Here is an 18,766-nt window from a genome sequence, read left to right as displayed (position 1 = left end):
GATCGGTTTAAGATTTTGGATAAGATTGGATAGAGGAAGGGAAGGAGTTTAGAATGATTTCTGTAATAATGCCTGTATACAAAGCTCAGCAGGGGATAACAAGAACGATTGAGTCACTGCTGAATCAGAGCTGTCAGGATTTTGAAATCATTTGCGTAGATGACTGTTCACCAGACGGTTCTCTCAAAATTCTGAAGGAACTCAGCGAAAGAGACAGTCGAATCAGAGTAATTCATAACACCATTAACAGAGGTGCAGGATATTGTCGCAATCTGGGGTTTTCTCATGCAAAGGGGGAATACTGTTTCTTCCTGGATTGTGATGACTTCTTTATGCCTGATTTTCTTGGTGACATGTACAGAAAAATAACTGAAACAGGAGCTGATATCTGTTTCTGTAATTATTCTTTCGTTACTTCGGACGGAACACTCATAAGTACCACCTCTTTCGGAGACGGAGCTGAGAATCCTTTTGTTCCCGGTGAGAATTACGACAGACTGTATCAGCTTTCTCATGCGGTACCGTGGAACAAAATATTCAGGACGGATTTTATAAGGCAGCATCACCTCATGTATGCCGAACTGTCTTCCTCAAATGATCTGTCATTTACTCTTCTGGCCTTTTCACTGGCTGAAAAAATAGCATATCTTGACGGCAGTTATATTCAGTATACAAAGGGGGACAGTAAGTCAACCACCATGTCCCTCAAGGACTGTCATGTGGATAATGTTCTGAAGGCTTATGATATTCTTTTATCCAATATCATGAGACTTCCGAACAGACGTGATTATTTTGCAACCTTCAATACGGCACTTAACAGATCTCTTAACTACAGACTGAAACTCAGATCAAATTATAACGTAAGTTATCAGCCTAATATGTCTGCAAATGAAGAATTCCTCGAGTTCAGAAAAAATTCCGGTATGGTAGGTGATCTTGTTTCTGCCTATGTGGAAGGTCAGCCTCTGATAACCGTGGTGCTGACGGTTTCAACTGGAGCTGATTTTCTGCATGAAACGCTGGATTCTCTCATTACTCAGAGTTTTGAAAAAATCAGAATTATAGTCGTAAACAGTCAGTCTTCCTGTACTGGAGATCTTGACGGATACGGACAGCAGGATTCCCGAATTTCCATTGTTAATTCCGTCGGTATGGATCTTAACCGCAGTGTTGACAGAATAATCAGACAGATTGAATCTCCGTTTGTCATGTTCTGCAGATCCGGGGAAATACTGCATAAAGAAGCCTGCAGTAAGTATTTCTATGCTCTTGTAAAATCTGAAAAGGATATCTGCTACAGTGATTTTTCTCTGCTTGCCGGAGATTATGCTGATTATCAGGGAAATCAGCAGAAACTTGCTGAGAACAGCAGGTATGTAAGTGGCAGGGTAAATCTTCAGAAGCTTTTTTCCAAAGCATCCAACAAGATGTACAGAACTGAAATCATCAGAAAAAATAAACTTGTTTACGAATCTGAATCAAGATTTCTGTCAGCCTACTGCAGATGTATTGAGACCTGCAGTGAAATATTGGAAGCTCTTGTTACTGAAACCTTCTTCCGCAGAATAGAAGTTGTGGGACAGCCTCAGGTTTCAGTCATTATTCCCGTATACAACGTCAGAAAATTTATCGGTGATACTTTAAAGAGTGTCTGTAACCAGACTTTGAAGAATATTGAAATAATCTGCGTGGATGACTGCTCAACAGACGGTTCTGAAGGCATAATAAAGCTTTACCGGAAAATAGATTCCAGAATCAGGCTGATTAGTCTGGAAAAGAATTCATCGGCTCAGATTTGCCGTCAGAAGGGAGTTGCATCTTCTTCAGGTCAGTATGTCATGTTCCTGGACGGTGATGATGAGCTTTCCTCAAATGCATGTGAAACGGCATTTGAGGCAATCAGTAAAGCAAAAACCGATCTGCTGATGTTCGGCACTGACGTGGTCAATTACCGGAATCAGTGCGCATACAGACGTATTCGCCGTTTCGAGAGCTTTGTTGAGCCGTATACGCAGAAAATCGCATCAGACAATCTTCTGTCTGCAGCCTTTGTGGAACAGCTTTTTTCGTTTAATCTGTGGAATAAGATTTATTCCGGGGATTTGTGCCGTCAGGTTTTTGCTCAAATGCCTGAACACAGATTCTACAAGGCGAATGACATATATGCCATGGCATATATACTGGGCAGTTTTAAAAGCTACTGCGGAATTACCGATAAACTCTATCGCTATAAACTGGGATCAGGGGTAACCGGAACGGATCTGATGACTCAGGAAATGTTTGAGACAATGCTTACGGAACATGACGTGTTCATGGCGATAGATGAATACCTGCATACATTAAACGGTGATTACAGCAAGGTATCTGAAAATATCAGAAAGCGTCTGATGTCTGAAAGCGTGGTGAAATTCGTGAACTGTACCCAGAACATAAATAACGACGTTAATATGGCCTCCCTGGTAAATCTTTGGGGATATGATGATGTTGTAAAATGTCTCGCTGAAAAATTTTGGAACGAACCGAAAAAGGTTTCCGGCAGAATCTGCGGATATTTTAAATCCAAGCGTCCGCATAAGGATATCAGAACCATAGCTTTTTACTACAGAAGCATAAGCAACGGCGGAGCTCAGAGGGTTACACAGCTCCTCTGCAACAGATTTGCGGCAGTAAAAAATGCCGATGGTTCATATAAATACAGAGTCGTGCTTATTACTGATGACGTCAGGGACGGGGATGAGTACCCGCTGTCGGATATGGTAAGGCGTGAATTTCTGCCTAACAAGGATCTGTCTCATGAAGGTGCTTTTTTCGAAAGATACGGTCGCTGGCGTCAGATTATAGAGAGTAACGGTATCGATGCCGTTGTTTCAGGTCACTGGATGGACGAATGTTCATTCTGGGATATGCTTGCTGTGAAAGCAACGGGTGAAACCTATTATATTTCCCACTCTCATAACTTCTTTGCCGTTCCGTTTGTTCATAAATTTGCCTATAAAACTTCAGGCTCTGTTCTCGCGACATATGTGAACTGCGATGGTGTGGTAAATCTTTCCGAGTGTGACAGAAGGTATACCTCGCTGTACTGCAGAAATACAGCGGTAATACCGAACCCTCTTACCTTTAATCCTGATAATGTTCCTATGAATTTTCTGGATAACAGTACTATCTGCTGGGTAGGAAGAATATCGCACGAAAAAAATCCTGTCGATCTTATTAAGGCCATGGCTCTTGTTCATCAGTCTCTGCCGGAGGCAAGGCTTCTGATTGTCGGGGACGGTGATGAGTCAATAATGAAAAAAATGGTTCAGACAGCTGATGAGCTTGAAATCTCTGACTGTGTTGAGTTTGCCGGTTTTACTGAAAAAGTGGAAAAGTATTATTCTCAGGCTTCAGTGTTCGTCAATACATCAAAATATGAAGGTTTTTCCATGACTTTTGCCGAAGCCATGAGTCACGGTCTCCCTGTCGTAACCTACGATATGCCGTGGCTTACATTCATTGAGGACGGCAGGGGAATTGTGACGGTTAATCAGAATGATTACATAGAGCTGGGTAACCGGCTGGTTAAAATTCTGTCAGACAGAAAATACATGAAGAAACTTGGCAGTGAGGCTCGTGCAAATGTCGTTTCCATGGCCTCTGCTTCCGTAGAATCAATGTGGGAGGATTTTCTGCATAACATTGTGTCAGAGCGGGAAGGCGGGCTTAATCAGCAGCAGAATGAATACAGATTCATGCTGGATTATCTCAATGATTATGCTGAAGAAAGATACTCAATGACGGAAGATTATTATAAGAGAGCTGTTGATAAGCTGTCACAGTCCAATTCAGTGCTTAAGACCAGAAACAATGGAATTTATGAGGCTTTAATGAGCAGGGTTCTGAAGGAACTACGTTCTGAAACGTCTCACCTTGAGTCATCTTCTCCGCTGGAAGACGGTAGTAATACCGGAAGGACGGATGATACGGACAAAACGGAAAAAGAGCATGTAAGTCTGCATAAGCGTCTTTCCGATAAGGTTCTGAGTAAGGGAAAAACACTTGCCGGCTTCTTCGGCAAAAACAGATAATCCGTTGTTAATCTGAAAGCTTTTGTCTTCTGCGGTCATGGTGTGATTCTGCATCATGGCCGTTTTTGTACAATATTTCAGGTAAACCTGAAGACCGCCGGTTTTACGGGTAATGTTTGAATTTTCAGTAAAATAAAAACAGTAAAAAATATGAAAATGTTACCACTGAAAAATTAGGTTGAATACTAAATAATCATTAGCTAAAATCAGTTAAATTTTTTTAACAATCAATGTGAACAATCTCACAATATAATCTGTAAAAATCCCTTGTCTCTAATAAAGAGCCCTGATTACCTTGTAAAATAAATGCGGGTTTTTATTGCTTTTTTTGTGTAGATTGGCTTTTTGTAAAAGTTTGTGGCGCCTGGTCGACGTGTTGATTCGATGTTAAGGTGTTGTTGTTTTTTTATAGGTGAATAAATAGATGAAAATAGCAGTTGTTGGTGCAGGATATGTAGGCCTGTCAGTTTCAGTAATGTTGTCAACCAAGTATCAGGTTGGCCTGCTTGAAATTACAGAAGACAGAGTAAACAAGTTGAAGGCAAAGGTATCTCCAATCAAGGATGAATACATCAGTGATTATCTTGCAAACAAGAATCTTAATCTGACCGTTTCAACAGATCCAAACGAAATTTTAACCGGCAGTGATATTGTATTCATTGCTACCCCGACCAATTATGACCCTGATTTGAACTACTTCAATGTAGATTCAGTTCTCAGTGTTATCGAACAGGTTAAGGTATATGCTCCTGAAGCTGATATTGTTGTTAAGAGTACACTTCCTGTAGGTTTTACCGAAAAGACCAAGAAGGATCTTTCAGTTTCCAAGCTTCACTTCTCACCTGAATTTTTAAGAGAAGGTCGTGCTCTTTACGATAATCTTTATCCTTCAAGAATCATTATCGGTACCAACGATAAGGCTTTCGGTGAAAAGTATATTGAAATCCTTAAGAGCGTGGCTCTTACTCCGGCTGAAAAGATCCCTTCACTCATTCTTCCTCCAACCGAAGCAGAAAGTGTTAAGCTGTTCTCCAATACCTACCTCGCTATGAGAGTGGCATTCTTCAATGAACTTGATACCTACGCTTCTCTGAAGGGGCTGAACACCAAGAATATTATTCAGGGTGTTTCAATGGATCCTCGTATCGGTGATTTCTATAACAATCCTTCATTCGGTTACGGCGGTTACTGTCTGCCTAAGGACACCAAGCAGCTTCTGGCAAACTACAAGGATGTTCCAAACACCATTATCAAGGCCATCGTAGATTCAAATACCGTAAGAAAGGATTTCATTGCTTCTGATATTCTTTCAAGAAAGCCTTCTACAGTTGGTATTTACAGACTGGTTATGAAGTCAGGTTCTGACAATTTCAGATCATCTTCAATTCAGGGTATCATGAAGAGAATCAAGGCTAAGGGCATTAACGTTGTTGTTTATGAACCGATGCTTAATGATGAAACCTTCTTCAATTCAAAGGTTGAGAAGGATCTTCAGACATTCAAATCTCAGTCAGACGTTATTATCTGTAACCGTATGAGTGAAGAACTTGCCGACGTGGCAGAAAAGATTTACACCAGAGATATCTTCAATAAGGAATAAGGTGTAATTATTTATATTGCAGGTTAACCTCCTGAAAAAATTTTATAACTGTGTAGGAGGTTAACTTTTTAACCAATATTGCAATGGATTTCTGATCATAAATGCAGATTCCCTTTATTATGATAAAACGGAAAAAGAGATTCAGATATTAAAGTATCGATGCTCGTTGTGTTTGTGATGATTTTGAATATATTTGCACAAAAACATAACTGAATGCTTAAGTTACTGTTTTTTGTATAGGTGATGTTTTTGTGAAAATATGATTACTTAAGACAGGGATTGTACAGTAGTTATATGAAGATTATAGTGATTGCGGGAACCAGACCGGAAGCTGTAAAACTGGCTCCTGTAGTTATGGAGTTAAGGAGACATCCGGAGATTACCACTCTTTTATGTAATTCCGGTCAGCATCAGCAGATGATCGATGATACGTTTGCTGACTTCAAGATCGTTCCGGATATTTCTCTCAACGTGATGAGTCACGGACAGTCACTTGCTGTTCTTACCTCAAAGCTTTATGTGGCTATTGATGAGGTTTTTGAAAAGGAAAAACCTGACTGGGTGATTGTACAGGGTGATACCACAACCGTTATGGTTGGAGCCATGTGTGCGTTCTACAGACATATAAAGGTGGCTCATATTGAGGCCGGTCTCAGAAGCTATGATAAATTTGCTCCGTTCCCGGAAGAGGTGAACCGTCAGATAGTGACCCGTGTTGCCGATCTCCATTTTGCACCTACAAGACTGTCTTATGCCAACCTGATTAAGGAAGGTATACCTCCGGAACAGGTTTTTGTTACCGGAAATACCGTAATTGATGCTCTTCTCTGGGTAAGAGATTTTGTGAAGGGCAAGAATGATTTTCTGCATATTGACGTGCAGAAAGCTCTGGAACAGGGAAAGAAGATTATTCTTATAACCGGTCACAGACGTGAGAATCTTGGTGACGGGCTGGTAGATATCTGCAACGCCATAAAGGAACTTTCATATAAGTATATGGACTGCCTTTTTGTGTATCCTGTGCACCTGAATCCTCTGGTTCAGAGAACGGTAAGGTCTATTCTCAGCAATCATGCAAGAGTTCTGCTTCTGCCTCCTCTTTCCTATCTGCATTTCCAGGCTCTCCTTAATGCTTCATATCTGGTACTTACTGATTCAGGCGGTATTCAGGAAGAAGCTCCGGCTCTGTCAAAGCCTGTTCTGGTTATGCGTGATGTTACGGAAAGACCTGAAGGTGTTCAGACTGGATGTGCGAAACTTGTCGGCTCGGATTCGTCAGCCATCGTAAAGGGGGTATCCGAGCTTTTAGATAATCATGATGCTTACATTAAAATGAAGAATGCAAAGAATCCGTACGGACACGGACATTCTTCAGAAAGAATTGTAAGAGCCATTATGGATGCTTCAGGTTTGGATATTGGGGATGCTGAAGCGGTCTGATGACATGATTTTTTATGTCATCAGGAATATACTGAGGTTTGAGGCTGCTGAATATGATAATCGGCCGCATGCGGTAAGAAAAAAATATAAATCAGAATGGATACTGATATAAGATAAGTATAGGATAAAAGATGAAACTTTGTATATGTGGTTTAGGATATATCGGATTACCAACTGCAGCCATGTTTGCATCACATGGCGTTGAAGTCCATGGAGTCGACGTCAATAAACATGCGGTTGATATTATAAATCAGGGGAAAATCCACATTGTGGAACCGGGACTCGGTGAAGTGGTAAAGCAGGCTGTTGAAAAAGGCATGCTTAAGGCTTCGTGCAGTGCCTGTGAAGCAGACGGTTTTATTATCTGCGTACCAACTCCTTTTAAAGGCTCATCACATGAACCTGATATCAGTTATGTCGAGGCTGCGGCAAAAGAGATTGCTCCTTATCTTAAGAAGGGGAATACCGTGATTCTGGAGTCTACTTCTCCGGTAGGTACAACCGAGAGGGTCGCTGAAATATTCAGTGAACTGCGTCCGGATCTTGCTGTTGCCGATGAAAATAATGATGTATGCGACATCTATCTTGCATACTGTCCGGAAAGAGTACTTCCAGGCAGAATCATGTATGAACTTATTGATAATGACCGTATTATCGGCGGTATTAATCGTGTATCAGCTGACATGGCGGCTGATATCTATGCGGTATTTGTGAAAGGTGAGCTGTTAAAGACCAATTCAAGAACAGCGGAAATGTCAAAGCTTACCGAAAATTCATTCAGAGACGTGAATATCGCCTTTGCTAATGAATTATCCTTAATCTGTGATCGTCTGAATATCGACGTGTGGGAGCTTATTTCCCTTGCAAATCACCATCCGCGTGTAAATATCCTGAATCCGGGACCGGGTGTCGGCGGACACTGCATTGCCGTTGATCCATGGTTCATTGTGAGCAAGACTCCTGATCTTGCAAAAATAATCGGAACCGCCAGAAATGTTAATGACGGCAAGCCGGAATGGGTTAAACAGCAGGTAAGGAATGCCATTGCAAAATTAAACAGACACTGTACCATTGCCTGTCTGGGGCTGGCTTTCAAGCCGGATATTGATGACCTCAGAGAGAGTCCTTCTGTTTTCATTACCAGGGATCTGGCTCAGGAATATCCTGACTGCGTAGTTGCCGTTGAACCTAATATTACCGAACTGCCGGTTTCTTTAGCGGATAAGCCTCTGAAACTGGTTGATCTTGATGAGGCTCTTAAGGCCGATGTCATACTTCTCCTGGTTGATCATAAGGAATTTAAGGAAATTCATCCGGTATTCAGTGACAGTCAGATTCTCATTGATACCAGAGGTTTGTGGAAGAGATAATCGGACAAAACTCTAACGTGAACAAAACCTCGTAAATTTAACGGATTATTAGAAGAATACAAAAGAAAAAATATATAGGCGTGTTAGTGAGTAATAATAAAGATATAGCTGTTATAGGCATGGCCTTCAGGTTTCCTGGAGGGATAAAAAACGAAGAGCAGTTCTGGTCATTAATCAGTAGCGGCACCTGTGCCATTACCAGGATTCCGTCATCAAGATGGCCAACCGATTTATATCAGGATGACAATAAGCAGGTTCCGGGCAGAAGCGTGTCCTTCAATGCCGGTGTGCTTGATTCATTTAAATATTTTGAGCCGTCTTTTTTCGGGATTTCTCCTAAGGAAGCCGAATGGATGGATCCTCAGCAGCGTCTTCTGCTTAAGGTTACTCACGAATGTCTAGAAAATGCCAATATCCGCATTGAAGATTTCAGAGGTACGGACTGTGGCGTGTATACCGGTATATCATCTCTTGATTACTTTCTTCAGGCTGATGAGGATATGCCGTCAATATCACCTTATACCATGACCGGTAATACTTTGAGTATTGCCTCTAACCGTATTTCCTACGTATTCGACCTTCATGGTCCGTCCGTGTCAATGGACACTGCATGTTCATCCTCTCTGGTTACTCTGCATCACGCCTGTCAGGCTATCAGAAGCGGTGAAGTGCCGTGTGCCATTGTTGCCGGCGCCCATTTACTGCAGAATCCTTATTCATTCGTAGGTTTCAGTAAGGCTTCAATGCTTTCACCGACCGGAACCTGCCGTCCTTTTGATGAAAGGGCAAACGGTTATGTCCGTTCGGAAGGTGTGGCTGCTTTACTTCTGAAGCCTCTTGAAGATGCGGTAAGGGATCACAACAGAATTCATGCCGTTATCAAGGCTTCAGGCGTGAACACCGACGGTTCACGCAAGAGCGGTCTGACCATTCCGTCTGAAATCGCCCAGACCCAGCTGATGCATCAGGTTCTCGAACGAAGCGGTGTTTCAGTAAATGATGTTGACTTTATTGAAGCTCACGGAACCGGTACTCCTGTAGGCGACCCTATTGAAGTTCGTTCAATTTCCTCAGTTTACGCAAAGGAAAGAAACGAACGTCTGCCTGTTTCTTCCGTAAAGGCCAATCTCGGTCACATGGAACCTATGTCCGGTCTTGCGGGGTTCGTGAAAACCGTGCTGGTACTGAAGCACGGCGTAGTTCCTCCTATTCCGTTTGATTTCAGACCTAGTCCGAAAATTGATTTTGCGGGTCTCAACATTCTCTGTTCTCAGCAGGGGGTAAAGCTTGCCGACAAGAACGTCCGTACCGGTGCTCTCAATTCATTCGGTTTCGGCGGAGCCAATGCACACGTAATCATTCAGTCATATCCGGAGAATTCGGATTCAGCAGCTGATTCAGAATCTGTATCTGCGGTTCCTCCTCTTTTTGTTTCCGCAAAGACCAAAGAATCACTTCAGGATATGTGCGGTGCCTATGCATCCCTGATAAGAAGCAATAAGTATCGTTATTATGATGTCGCTTATACTGCGGTAAATGCCAGGGATGAATACGAACACAGACTGGCTGTGGTCGCGGAAAGCAGGGATGCTCTTCTTGCTTCTCTTGACGGCTACGCATCAGGTTCATCTGACGATAATGTATTTTATGCCTGTACCAAGAAGCCTTATCATCGTGTGGCTTTCGTATTTAACGGTAACGGTTCTCAGTACGTCGGTATGGGACGCACTCTGTATGCGGAAAACAGACTTTTTGCCGATTGCTTTGATTCCTTATCAGACAAGATTAAACCTTATCTCAACATTTCACTTAAGGACGTTGTTTTAGGAAAGGCCGCAGAAGAATTATCAGTAAATGAAGCCGAACTTATTCAGGATACCAAGATTGCTCAGACTCTGATTTTTGCCATTCAGGTGTCTCTTGCTTCTGTTCTCGGACAGGGCGGTCTTAAGCCTGAAGCCGTGGTAGGTCACAGCATGGGTGAAATTGCCGCTGCCTATGTGGCGGGACTTCTTACCATAGACGAAGCGGTCAAGGTAATCTGCATCCGCAGTATGCTTCAGGACAGAACCCGCGGTCACGGCAAGATGGCTGCAGTTTCCGTATCAGAAGCCGATTTCAATGCGGTTAAGACCGAATTGGGCTTTACGGACGTTGATGTGGCTGCCGTTAACTCATCAGACAATATTACCGTTTCCGGCAGTGAGGCAACCATCAGAAAGCTCAGGGAGTATTTCTCATCAAAGAGCGTATTCTTTAAGATTCTTGATGTTGACTATCCGTTCCACAGTTCGTTCATGAATATCATCGAGAATGATGTCGTAAGCATGCTTGCCGACGTTGGCAGTATCAGCGCTTCTTCAGAAGGTGTTGCCTACTATTCCGCAGTTCTCGGCCGTAAGCTTGAAGACGGATATTCACTTAAGAACAATTACTGGTGGCACAACATCAGAGACAAGGTTCAGTTCTACCAGTCCGTAAAAGCCATGGTGGAAGACGGATTTGACTATGTGCTGGAAATCGGTTCTAATGCCATTCTTCAGCGTTATCTCCGTGACATCTGCAGGAAATCAGGTGTTGATGCCAGAATCGGATCTACGCTTCTCGTTAATAATGACGGTAGTCAGCGTATTACTCATGTTGTAATGGACTACCATCTGTCCGTTGCAGAACCTGACCGCAGCGTATTCTTCCCGGTGAAAGTGGATTACGTTGATCTGCCTCATTATCAGTGGCATGAAAAGTTTTATGAATATAAGGATTCCTCTGAAAAGCAGCCAAAGCAGTTCCGCATATTCCCTCTTTTAGGCTGGAATATTCATTCTGCCGACAGAACCTGGCAGAATGTTCTGGAGCCTTCCAAGTTCAGCCTGCTGCGCGATCATGTCGTCGACGGAGAGTACGTATATGCAGCCGCTGACTTTATTGAAACGGTTCTTGAAGGTGCCTCATGCGTGAATAACGGTGAATGCCTTAATATTGAACATCTGGATATTCTGAGTTCACTGGTTTTCGACAGGGAAAACTACAAGTCTCTTAGACTCAGAATTGTTCCTGAAACCATGTCTTTTGACATCTACAGCAGAGACTATCTGTCTTTTGACGAATGGAGCAGAAACGTTAAGGGACGTCTGCTGACGACAGACGATGCCGCCATCAGATCCGCCGTTAATCTCTACAGTGAAAAAACAGCTTCCGCCGCTTCACAGACTCCTGTGGTCGTGAACAGAGATGAAATTTATGAAATAACTGAAAGTCTCGGCCTTGTTTACGGTGAACAGTTCGCCATTGTTGATCACGTTGAGATTCTCGATGACGTGCTCAGAATTTCTCTTAACCGTGAAGCTCTGGCAAAGCATGATGAAAAATACATTATCCATCCGGGAATTCTGGATGCAGGTTTCCATTCACTGTTTGCCTTAAAGCAGCTGAGTTCTGCAAATTCCGCTTATCTGCCGGTGAAATTCGGTCGTATTTCCATAATGAAAAATGCCGAAGTTGCCAGCATTGTGGCAAAGATTGAAAGAATAGCTTCAAGAAGCATTCTGGCTTCATTCTGTCTTTTTGATGAAAATGACAGATGTGTAGGTATCATGGACAGCTGCCGATTCAACATGATGCCGAAATCCGATACCTCCGCTTCAGATGCGACTGTTGCTTCATGGCATTATGAGGCCTTATCCGCTCCGCATGCTCTTTCCTCCGGTCTGACATCAGCAGCCTCCGCTTCAGATCTGGTTAAGTCTCTTGCTGAATCTTCAGCGGACACCTCCGATCGCAGAAAGTGGTACGGTCAGGTTATGCCGATGATGGAACAGTCTGTTCTCGCATATGCGGTTTCCGCTGTAAGAGAACTTGCCGCTGAAGGTCAGGACATGCAGAAGATTGCGGAAAATCCGTTATATGCATATCTTGTTGAACTTCTGGCAAAGCACGGTCTTGTTAAGCTTGATAACGGGGTACCTTCAGAATTCATCAGTCAGGAGGAAATCGGTTCAGGCAACGACGTTATTCAGTATGCCTACCATATCTGTCCTGAAGCTTTACCTGATCTGCTTCCTGTTTATCGCGTGGGTAACAGATTAAAGAATCTTATGAAGGGGGAGATTTCCGAAAAGGACGGTGATTTATCAGGTTCCGAAAGAAACGGATACTCACTCCTCTATACCGGCATGCGAAATGCCATGTCCGACTTTATTGAAAAGCTTGGAAACGGCAGAAATTCCTCTAAACTCAGAGTACTTGAGATCGGCAGTAACAGTCTCAAGGTCGGAGAGCTTTTAGCAGACAGTTTCGGCAGAGACAGCTATGTGGAAGTTCTTGCTCTCAATGATGAGGATATGGCTGAAATAAATCCTTCAGACAATGTCAAAAAGGCAAAATTCAATGCCGATACCCTGACTGTCGAAACAGATCGCAATGATCCTACAGTTCCTGCCGCATATGACCTTATCGTGGTTCAGGAAGCCTTGTTTAAGGCTTCAGCTCAGATTGCCGCCATTGAAAATCTCAGGGATATGCTGGCTCCTGGCGGTATTATTGCGGTTCTTGAAAGATACTCAGACTGGTCTGCCAATATGTGTCACGGATTCTGTGACGGCTGGTGGACAAAGAGAAATGACGAAGGTTTTGCAAGTCCTCTTAAGAGTCCTGATTACTGGCAGACTCTTTTTGAAAAATACTTTAAGGATATTTCCGTATACCAGGAAAAGTCTGCAGACGGTTATCAGGGAGGTGCCTATCTTCTCTTTGTGAAGAAGGAAGAAGATGTTTCACTTAAGGATGCTGCTCTGGGGGTTACTCATTCCTATGCAGTGATTTCAGCAGGTACCGACAGCGGTCTTGTGAAGGCGATTGTTTCACGTTTAAGTGATGCCGGTGTTTCTGCCGAGGTCGCTTCATCTGATGATGTTCCTGCTGCAGGAAAATACGACAGCTATGTCTATGTTTCAGACTGCGGTCTGAACAGTCATGAAGGCCTTGCCGAAAGATTCGGATATTCAGCAGAATGTTCAGAAATCAGTCATTCTCTTGATGTTCTGACCACAGTGGCCAACAGACTCAACACCTATGCGGAAAAGAACGGTCTTAAAGGGGAGGTTTCTCTTACCGTTGTTACCATTAACGGTTCTTCCGTACGTAATGAGAATACTGCTCACGATGTTGTTCCTGAACAGTCCGCTCTTATCGGTCTTTCCCGTGTTATCAGAAGTGAGGCCGGAGCCGTGGCAGTAAGAAGCATTGATCTTTCATCTGTTTCAGACAGTGATGCATCAGCTCTTACCGACGGGCTTGTCAAGGATCTGCTCGCCGCTGACGGAACCGATGAAGTTATTCTTACTGAAAACGGTCGTTTCCGTACCGTGGTGAGAACCGGAGAGTTCGGTACTGCTTCTGAATCGGCAAAACGCGATTCAGTTACTTCCGGATACGATATTGCCGGCAATTATTATCTTGATTTCTCAAGCCCGGGCAGACTCAGAAATCTCTGCTGGAAGCCTAAGACTGTCTGCGAACCTGCCCCTAATGAAGTGGAAGTTGAGGTTAAGGTTACAGGTCTTAATTTCCGCGATATCATGCTTACCATGGGACTTGTTCCTGATGATGCGCTGGAAAACGGCTTCTCAGGTCCGGCTCTCGGTCTGGAATTTGCCGGTGTCGTGTCAAAGGTTGGTTCTGATGTTACTGAATACGTTCCGGGAGACAGGGTTTTAGGTTTCGGTTCCGCATGTTTTGCGGACAGACTTACCGTACCTGAATATGCAGTAGCCAAAGTGCCTGATGAATGGTCGTTTGATGCTGCCGCCACTGCTCCGATTGTATTCTTTACCGCCTGGTATGCAATCCGTTATCTGTCCAGAATGGAAGAAGGTGAAAGCATCCTGATTCACGGTGCGGCAGGTGGTGTTGGTATAGCCGCCATTCAGATTGCAAGACATCTCGGTCTCAGGGTTTATGCAACTGCGGGAAGTCCTGAAAAGCGTGATTTCCTGAAGATGCTCGGTGTTGAGCATACCTACAATTCACGTAATCTTGATTTCCATGACGAAGTTATGAGAGATACTGACGGTGAAGGCGTAAATGCCGTACTGAACTGTCTGTCAGGTGAAGCCATGCGCTGCAGTATGTCAATTCTCAGGCCGTTCGGCAGATTTATGGAACTCGGTAAGCGAGACTTCGTTGAGAATACTACAGTAGGTTTACGTGCCCTTAAGGAAAACATCAGCTACTTCGCCATTGACGTTGATCAGCTGTTCAAGGTTTATCCAAAGCGTGCCAAGGAACTGTTCCATGAGGTAATCAGTCTGTTTGCCGAAGGCGAATTTACTCCGCTGCCGTTTACCAGATTCAACGACCGCGATGTTGTTAAGGCTTTCAAGTTTATGCAGCAGGGCGGTCAGATCGGTAAGATTACCGTTGAACGAACCGTTCACGGCGTTGACGCGGCTGCAGAATCTGCAGGGGCTGTTTCTGAAAAATCACCGGCATGCGTATTCAGTGCTGATGATACATGGATGGTTACAGGCGGTACCGGCGGTTTCGGTTTCGCAACTGCCCGTTATCTGATAAGTCAGGGAATCAGAAAACTGGTTCTGGTTTCAAGAAGCGGTATTAAGGATGAAAACGTGCAGTCTGAACTTAACGGACTTGTCTCATCATTAAATCTGAGCGTAACTGTTGAAAAGTGCGACGTTTCCGCTGCGGATGACGTACTGTCCTTAAAGGAAAGACTTGATAAGGCCGGAATAACCGTAAACGGTATTATCCATGCCGCTGCAGTGTTTGCCGATACCATGCTTCAGGGTATGAATGAAGAACTTTATGCAAAGGTTATTAATCCTAAGTTCCTGGGGGCATACAACCTTCACAGGGTATTTACCTCAGCTGAACTCAGAAACTTCGTGGTCTATTCTTCAATTTCCGTAGCCATTGGTAATATCGGACAGGCAAACTATGTATCTGCAAACTCAGGTCTTGAAGGCCTCACCGCAATGCGTCTTAACGCAGGTCTCCCTTCATGCTGTATTGAATGGGGCCCAATCAGTGATACCGGTTATCTGAGCTCAAGAACCCAGATTAAGAAGTCCCTTGAATCCGTTCTCGGAGCTGAAGCATTATCAAGTGAAGATGCTCTTGCCCTGCTTCCTGCGGCAATCAGTCGCGGCGGTGTCAATATATTTGCCAACCTGAACTGGGCCGGGGTTGCCGATACTTCCGGCAGGGTTTCATCAAGAGTTTATGAACTGGTTCAGAGTGATAAGCTCAAGCTTAAGGATTTCGGTAATGACGATCTGCTTTCAGTTATTGAAGGTCGTGACAGAAATGATGCCATTTCCGTGATTTCCGACATGCTGGTTTCAGAAATAGCGGATACCATGGGCTTAAGTGCAGACCAGATCGCCAAGGATCTGAATCTGCAGAGTATAGGTCTGGATTCCCTCATGGCAATGGAACTTATTGTCAGCATCGAGAAAAAGACCAGAATCAAGCTTTCAGTAATGGCATTCCAGGATAATCCTACCGTATTAAAGCTTGCTGAAAAGATTTACATGAAGATTACCGGCAGTGAATCAGGTGAAAATGAAGAAATCAATTCCGTTCAGCAGGTTATTTTATCTCACGTGGATGCCGAGGAACGTGAAGCTCTGAAGAATATGACAGGGGGAGACCAGTAATGTTTAATCCGCCTAAATTTTCCGGAATACTGAATTCAATCATTAAGGAAAAGTCTGAGAAGTCAGGAGATGACTCTGAGGCGAGAGATCTGATAGCAGAGGACAGTCAGCCAAAGGTGAACAGAAAGTTCACCACCTTCAGTGAACATCCCCTGTTTCAGAAAATCAGTACCATGAGAACTCTGGCTAAAACTTTCCATGTTGAGGATCCGTTTTTCAGACAGCATGAACTGCTGACCGGAGCCATGACCAGAATTGACGGCAGGGACTATATCAACTATTCAAGTTATAACTACCTTGGTTTGAATAACTCTAAAGAAGTTAATGAGGCGGTTATAAAAGCTGTTGAAACCCACGGAACCTCCGTAGGTGCCAGCCGTCTGGTGGCCGGAGAAAGACCGTTTCAGAGAACTCTTGAAAAGAAGCTTGCCGAGGTCTATCAGGCTGAAGACGCTGTTGTATTCGTGAGCGGTCACGCTACCAATATAAGCGTTATCAGTACCCTGTTCGGCGCAAAGGATCTGATTATCTATGATGCCCTGGTGCATAACAGTATCATTGAAGGCATCAAGCTTTCAGGTTCAGCTCATTTTCCGTATCTTCATAACGATTGTACTTCTCTTGAAAACCTCCTGAAAAAGAACAGACAGAACTACGAAAGAGTTCTGGTGGTAACGGAAGGTCTTTTCAGCATGGATGGTGATGTTCCGGATCTTCCTGAACTCATTCGTCTCAAAAAGAAGTACGGCTGCTTCCTGATGATTGATGAAGCACATTCTCTCGGTGTTCTCGGTAAGACCGGCAGGGGCGTTTATGAATATTACGGAGTAAATCCTAATGACGTTGATCTCTGGATGGGGACTCTCAGCAAAACTCTTGCAAGCTGCGGGGGGTATATTGCAGGTTCGCAGGACATAATCGACATTTTAAAGTATAATGCTCCTGGTTTTGTATTCAGCGTGGGCATGTCTGCTCCAATGGCAGCAGCCGCTGAGACTTCTCTCAGCCTTATGCTGGAAAATCCTGAAAGGGTGGAGAGACTGCAGAAGAACGGCAGACTCTTTCTAGAAACTGCCAGAAGCTTTAATCTTAATACCGGTAAATCAATCGGATATTCAGTTGTACCGATTATAACAGGAAGCTCCAGAAAAGCCGTATGGCTGTCCGCCGCCATGTTTAAGGAAGGCGTGAACGTACAGCCTATTATTCACCCTGCTGTGGAGGAACAGCAGGCAAGACTGAGATTTTTCATAACCTCAGAACATACTAAAGAACAGATAGTGAAGACCTGTGAAATTCTGTCTTCACTATGCAAGAATGAAGGGATTTAAATGATTTCCAAATTAGCAGATTGCATTAAAACAGCATTACTTATTTCTCTCGTTTCAGCACCTGTAGCCTTAACCGGCTGCAGTCTGCCTCATGCAGGTCCAAGCTATGGCGATATAAAAGATCAGAAAAAGCAGCAGACTCCGGTTTCTCTGGTGATGGTTGATGAGAATGTAACGGATCTTCTTAACAGTGGTAATGAAAAATCCACATTCTTTGACGTGTTCGGGGACACAAAACCTGAGGCATACAAGATTTCCCGTGGCGATACCCTTGATATTTACATCTGGGAAAGTGCTCCGGCTCTTCTCTTTGGAACCAGTAGTGTAAACAGCGAAAATCTGGCGGTTACTTCTCAGAAGCTTCCTACCCAGATTATTGAGAGTGACGGTAAGATTTCCGTTCCGTTTGTAGGCATGATTTCTGTTGTCGGTAAGACTGTTCGTGAAGTGGAAAAGGAAATTATCAGAAATCTTGATGGAAAAGCCAATAATCCTCAGGTGATGATAAATGTTCTGACCAAACCGACCGATAATGTCACCATCTTAGGAGACGTCAAGGGAGGCAGTAAGGTCTCTTTAAGTCCTAAAGGAGAAAGAATACTTGATGCCATCGCTTCTTCAGCAGGTGTTGCCAACAGCTTCAATAAAATCACCATAAGTCTTACTCGTAACGGTAAGACTGTTGATATGCCTCTGGAGACTGTTATCAAGGATCCTAAGCAGAATATCTATCTTAACGCCGGTGATGTTATGATTGCAATGTATCAGCCATGGTCATTCTCTGTAATGGGAGCCAACGGCGGCGCTGCAAGAGAAATTAATTTTGAATCTACCGGAATTAATCTTGTTCAGGCTCTGTCCCGCGCAGGTGGATTGAATGATAATATGGCTGATCCGGCTGGTGTTTTTGTATTCAGATTTGAAGATAAGGACACATACAAAAAACTTTCTGATGAGTTTAATTCCATAGAGAATGCTTCAGCGCAGAATAACAGCGGTTCATCTACTAAATCATGGGTATATCCGATGGAACAGATGGATAAGTACAACAAGCTTCAGTCAATTCCGGTGGTATATCAGATTGACTTCAGTCAGCCTGGTGCGTTTTTCTCCTCACAGAATTTCAGTGTGAAAAACGGCGACGTTATTTATGTTGCTACATCTTCAAGCTATGAACTGTCCAAGTTCCTGCGTATAGTTGGTCTTATTGTTAATCCATTCATTTCCTGGGGAAATTCCATTAACAAGATGACTGATTAATTCAATGGAATAAAACTGT

7 protein-coding genes are annotated in these 18,766 nt (G+C 43.6%); all 7 read left to right on the top strand.

Annotated elements, in window-relative coordinates; genetic code table 11:
* Positions 1-53: 53 nt before the first annotated feature.
* The 7 genes from BMY80_RS06255 to BMY80_RS06225 all read left to right on the top strand — a co-directional run bounded on the left by BMY80_RS06255 (position 54) and on the right by BMY80_RS06225 (position 18,747).
* Positions 54-4,070 carry a glycosyltransferase gene (locus BMY80_RS06255; RefSeq protein ID WP_093141998.1) on the top strand — a complete coding sequence of 1,339 codons (4,017 nt, stop codon included), beginning with the start codon at positions 54-56 and terminating at the stop codon, positions 4,068-4,070.
* A gap of 424 nt (positions 4,071-4,494) precedes the next feature.
* Positions 4,495-5,670, top strand: coding sequence for a nucleotide sugar dehydrogenase (locus BMY80_RS06250; protein ID WP_093141995.1), 1,176 nt, complete (start codon positions 4,495-4,497; stop codon positions 5,668-5,670).
* Positions 5,671-5,964: 294 nt separating this feature from the next.
* Positions 5,965-7,110: a non-hydrolyzing UDP-N-acetylglucosamine 2-epimerase gene (wecB, locus tag BMY80_RS06245; protein ID WP_093141993.1), complete on the top strand. Its 1,146-nt coding sequence runs from the start codon at positions 5,965-5,967 to the stop codon at positions 7,108-7,110.
* 131 nt (positions 7,111-7,241) lie between these two features.
* Positions 7,242-8,480 carry a UDP-N-acetyl-D-mannosamine dehydrogenase gene (gene wecC, locus BMY80_RS06240; RefSeq protein ID WP_031579069.1) on the top strand — a complete coding sequence of 413 codons (1,239 nt, stop codon included), beginning with the start codon at positions 7,242-7,244 and terminating at the stop codon, positions 8,478-8,480.
* An 86-nt stretch (positions 8,481-8,566) separates the two neighbouring features.
* Complete coding sequence (locus BMY80_RS06235) at positions 8,567-16,156, top strand: type I polyketide synthase (RefSeq protein ID WP_143066470.1); 7,590 nt, start codon at positions 8,567-8,569, stop codon at positions 16,154-16,156.
* The gene (locus tag BMY80_RS06230) at positions 16,156-17,487 is read left to right on the top strand and encodes an aminotransferase class I/II-fold pyridoxal phosphate-dependent enzyme (RefSeq protein ID WP_093141988.1); all 1,332 of its coding nucleotides are present in this window, start codon (positions 16,156-16,158) and stop codon (positions 17,485-17,487) included. Before BMY80_RS06235 ends, BMY80_RS06230 begins: the two co-directional genes overlap by 1 nt.
* Positions 17,488-18,747, top strand: a complete 1,260-nt coding sequence (locus tag BMY80_RS06225; protein ID WP_093141985.1) for a polysaccharide biosynthesis/export family protein — start codon at positions 17,488-17,490, stop codon at positions 18,745-18,747.
* Positions 18,748-18,766 lie beyond the last annotated feature (19 nt).

The sequence above is a fragment of the Ruminobacter amylophilus genome, from assembly GCF_900115655.1.
In the GTDB taxonomy this organism is placed as follows: domain Bacteria; phylum Pseudomonadota; class Gammaproteobacteria; order Enterobacterales; family Succinivibrionaceae; genus Ruminobacter; species Ruminobacter amylophilus.
Note: the sequence above shows the minus strand (reverse complement) of the source record. Positions and strands in the feature narration are given on the sequence as shown.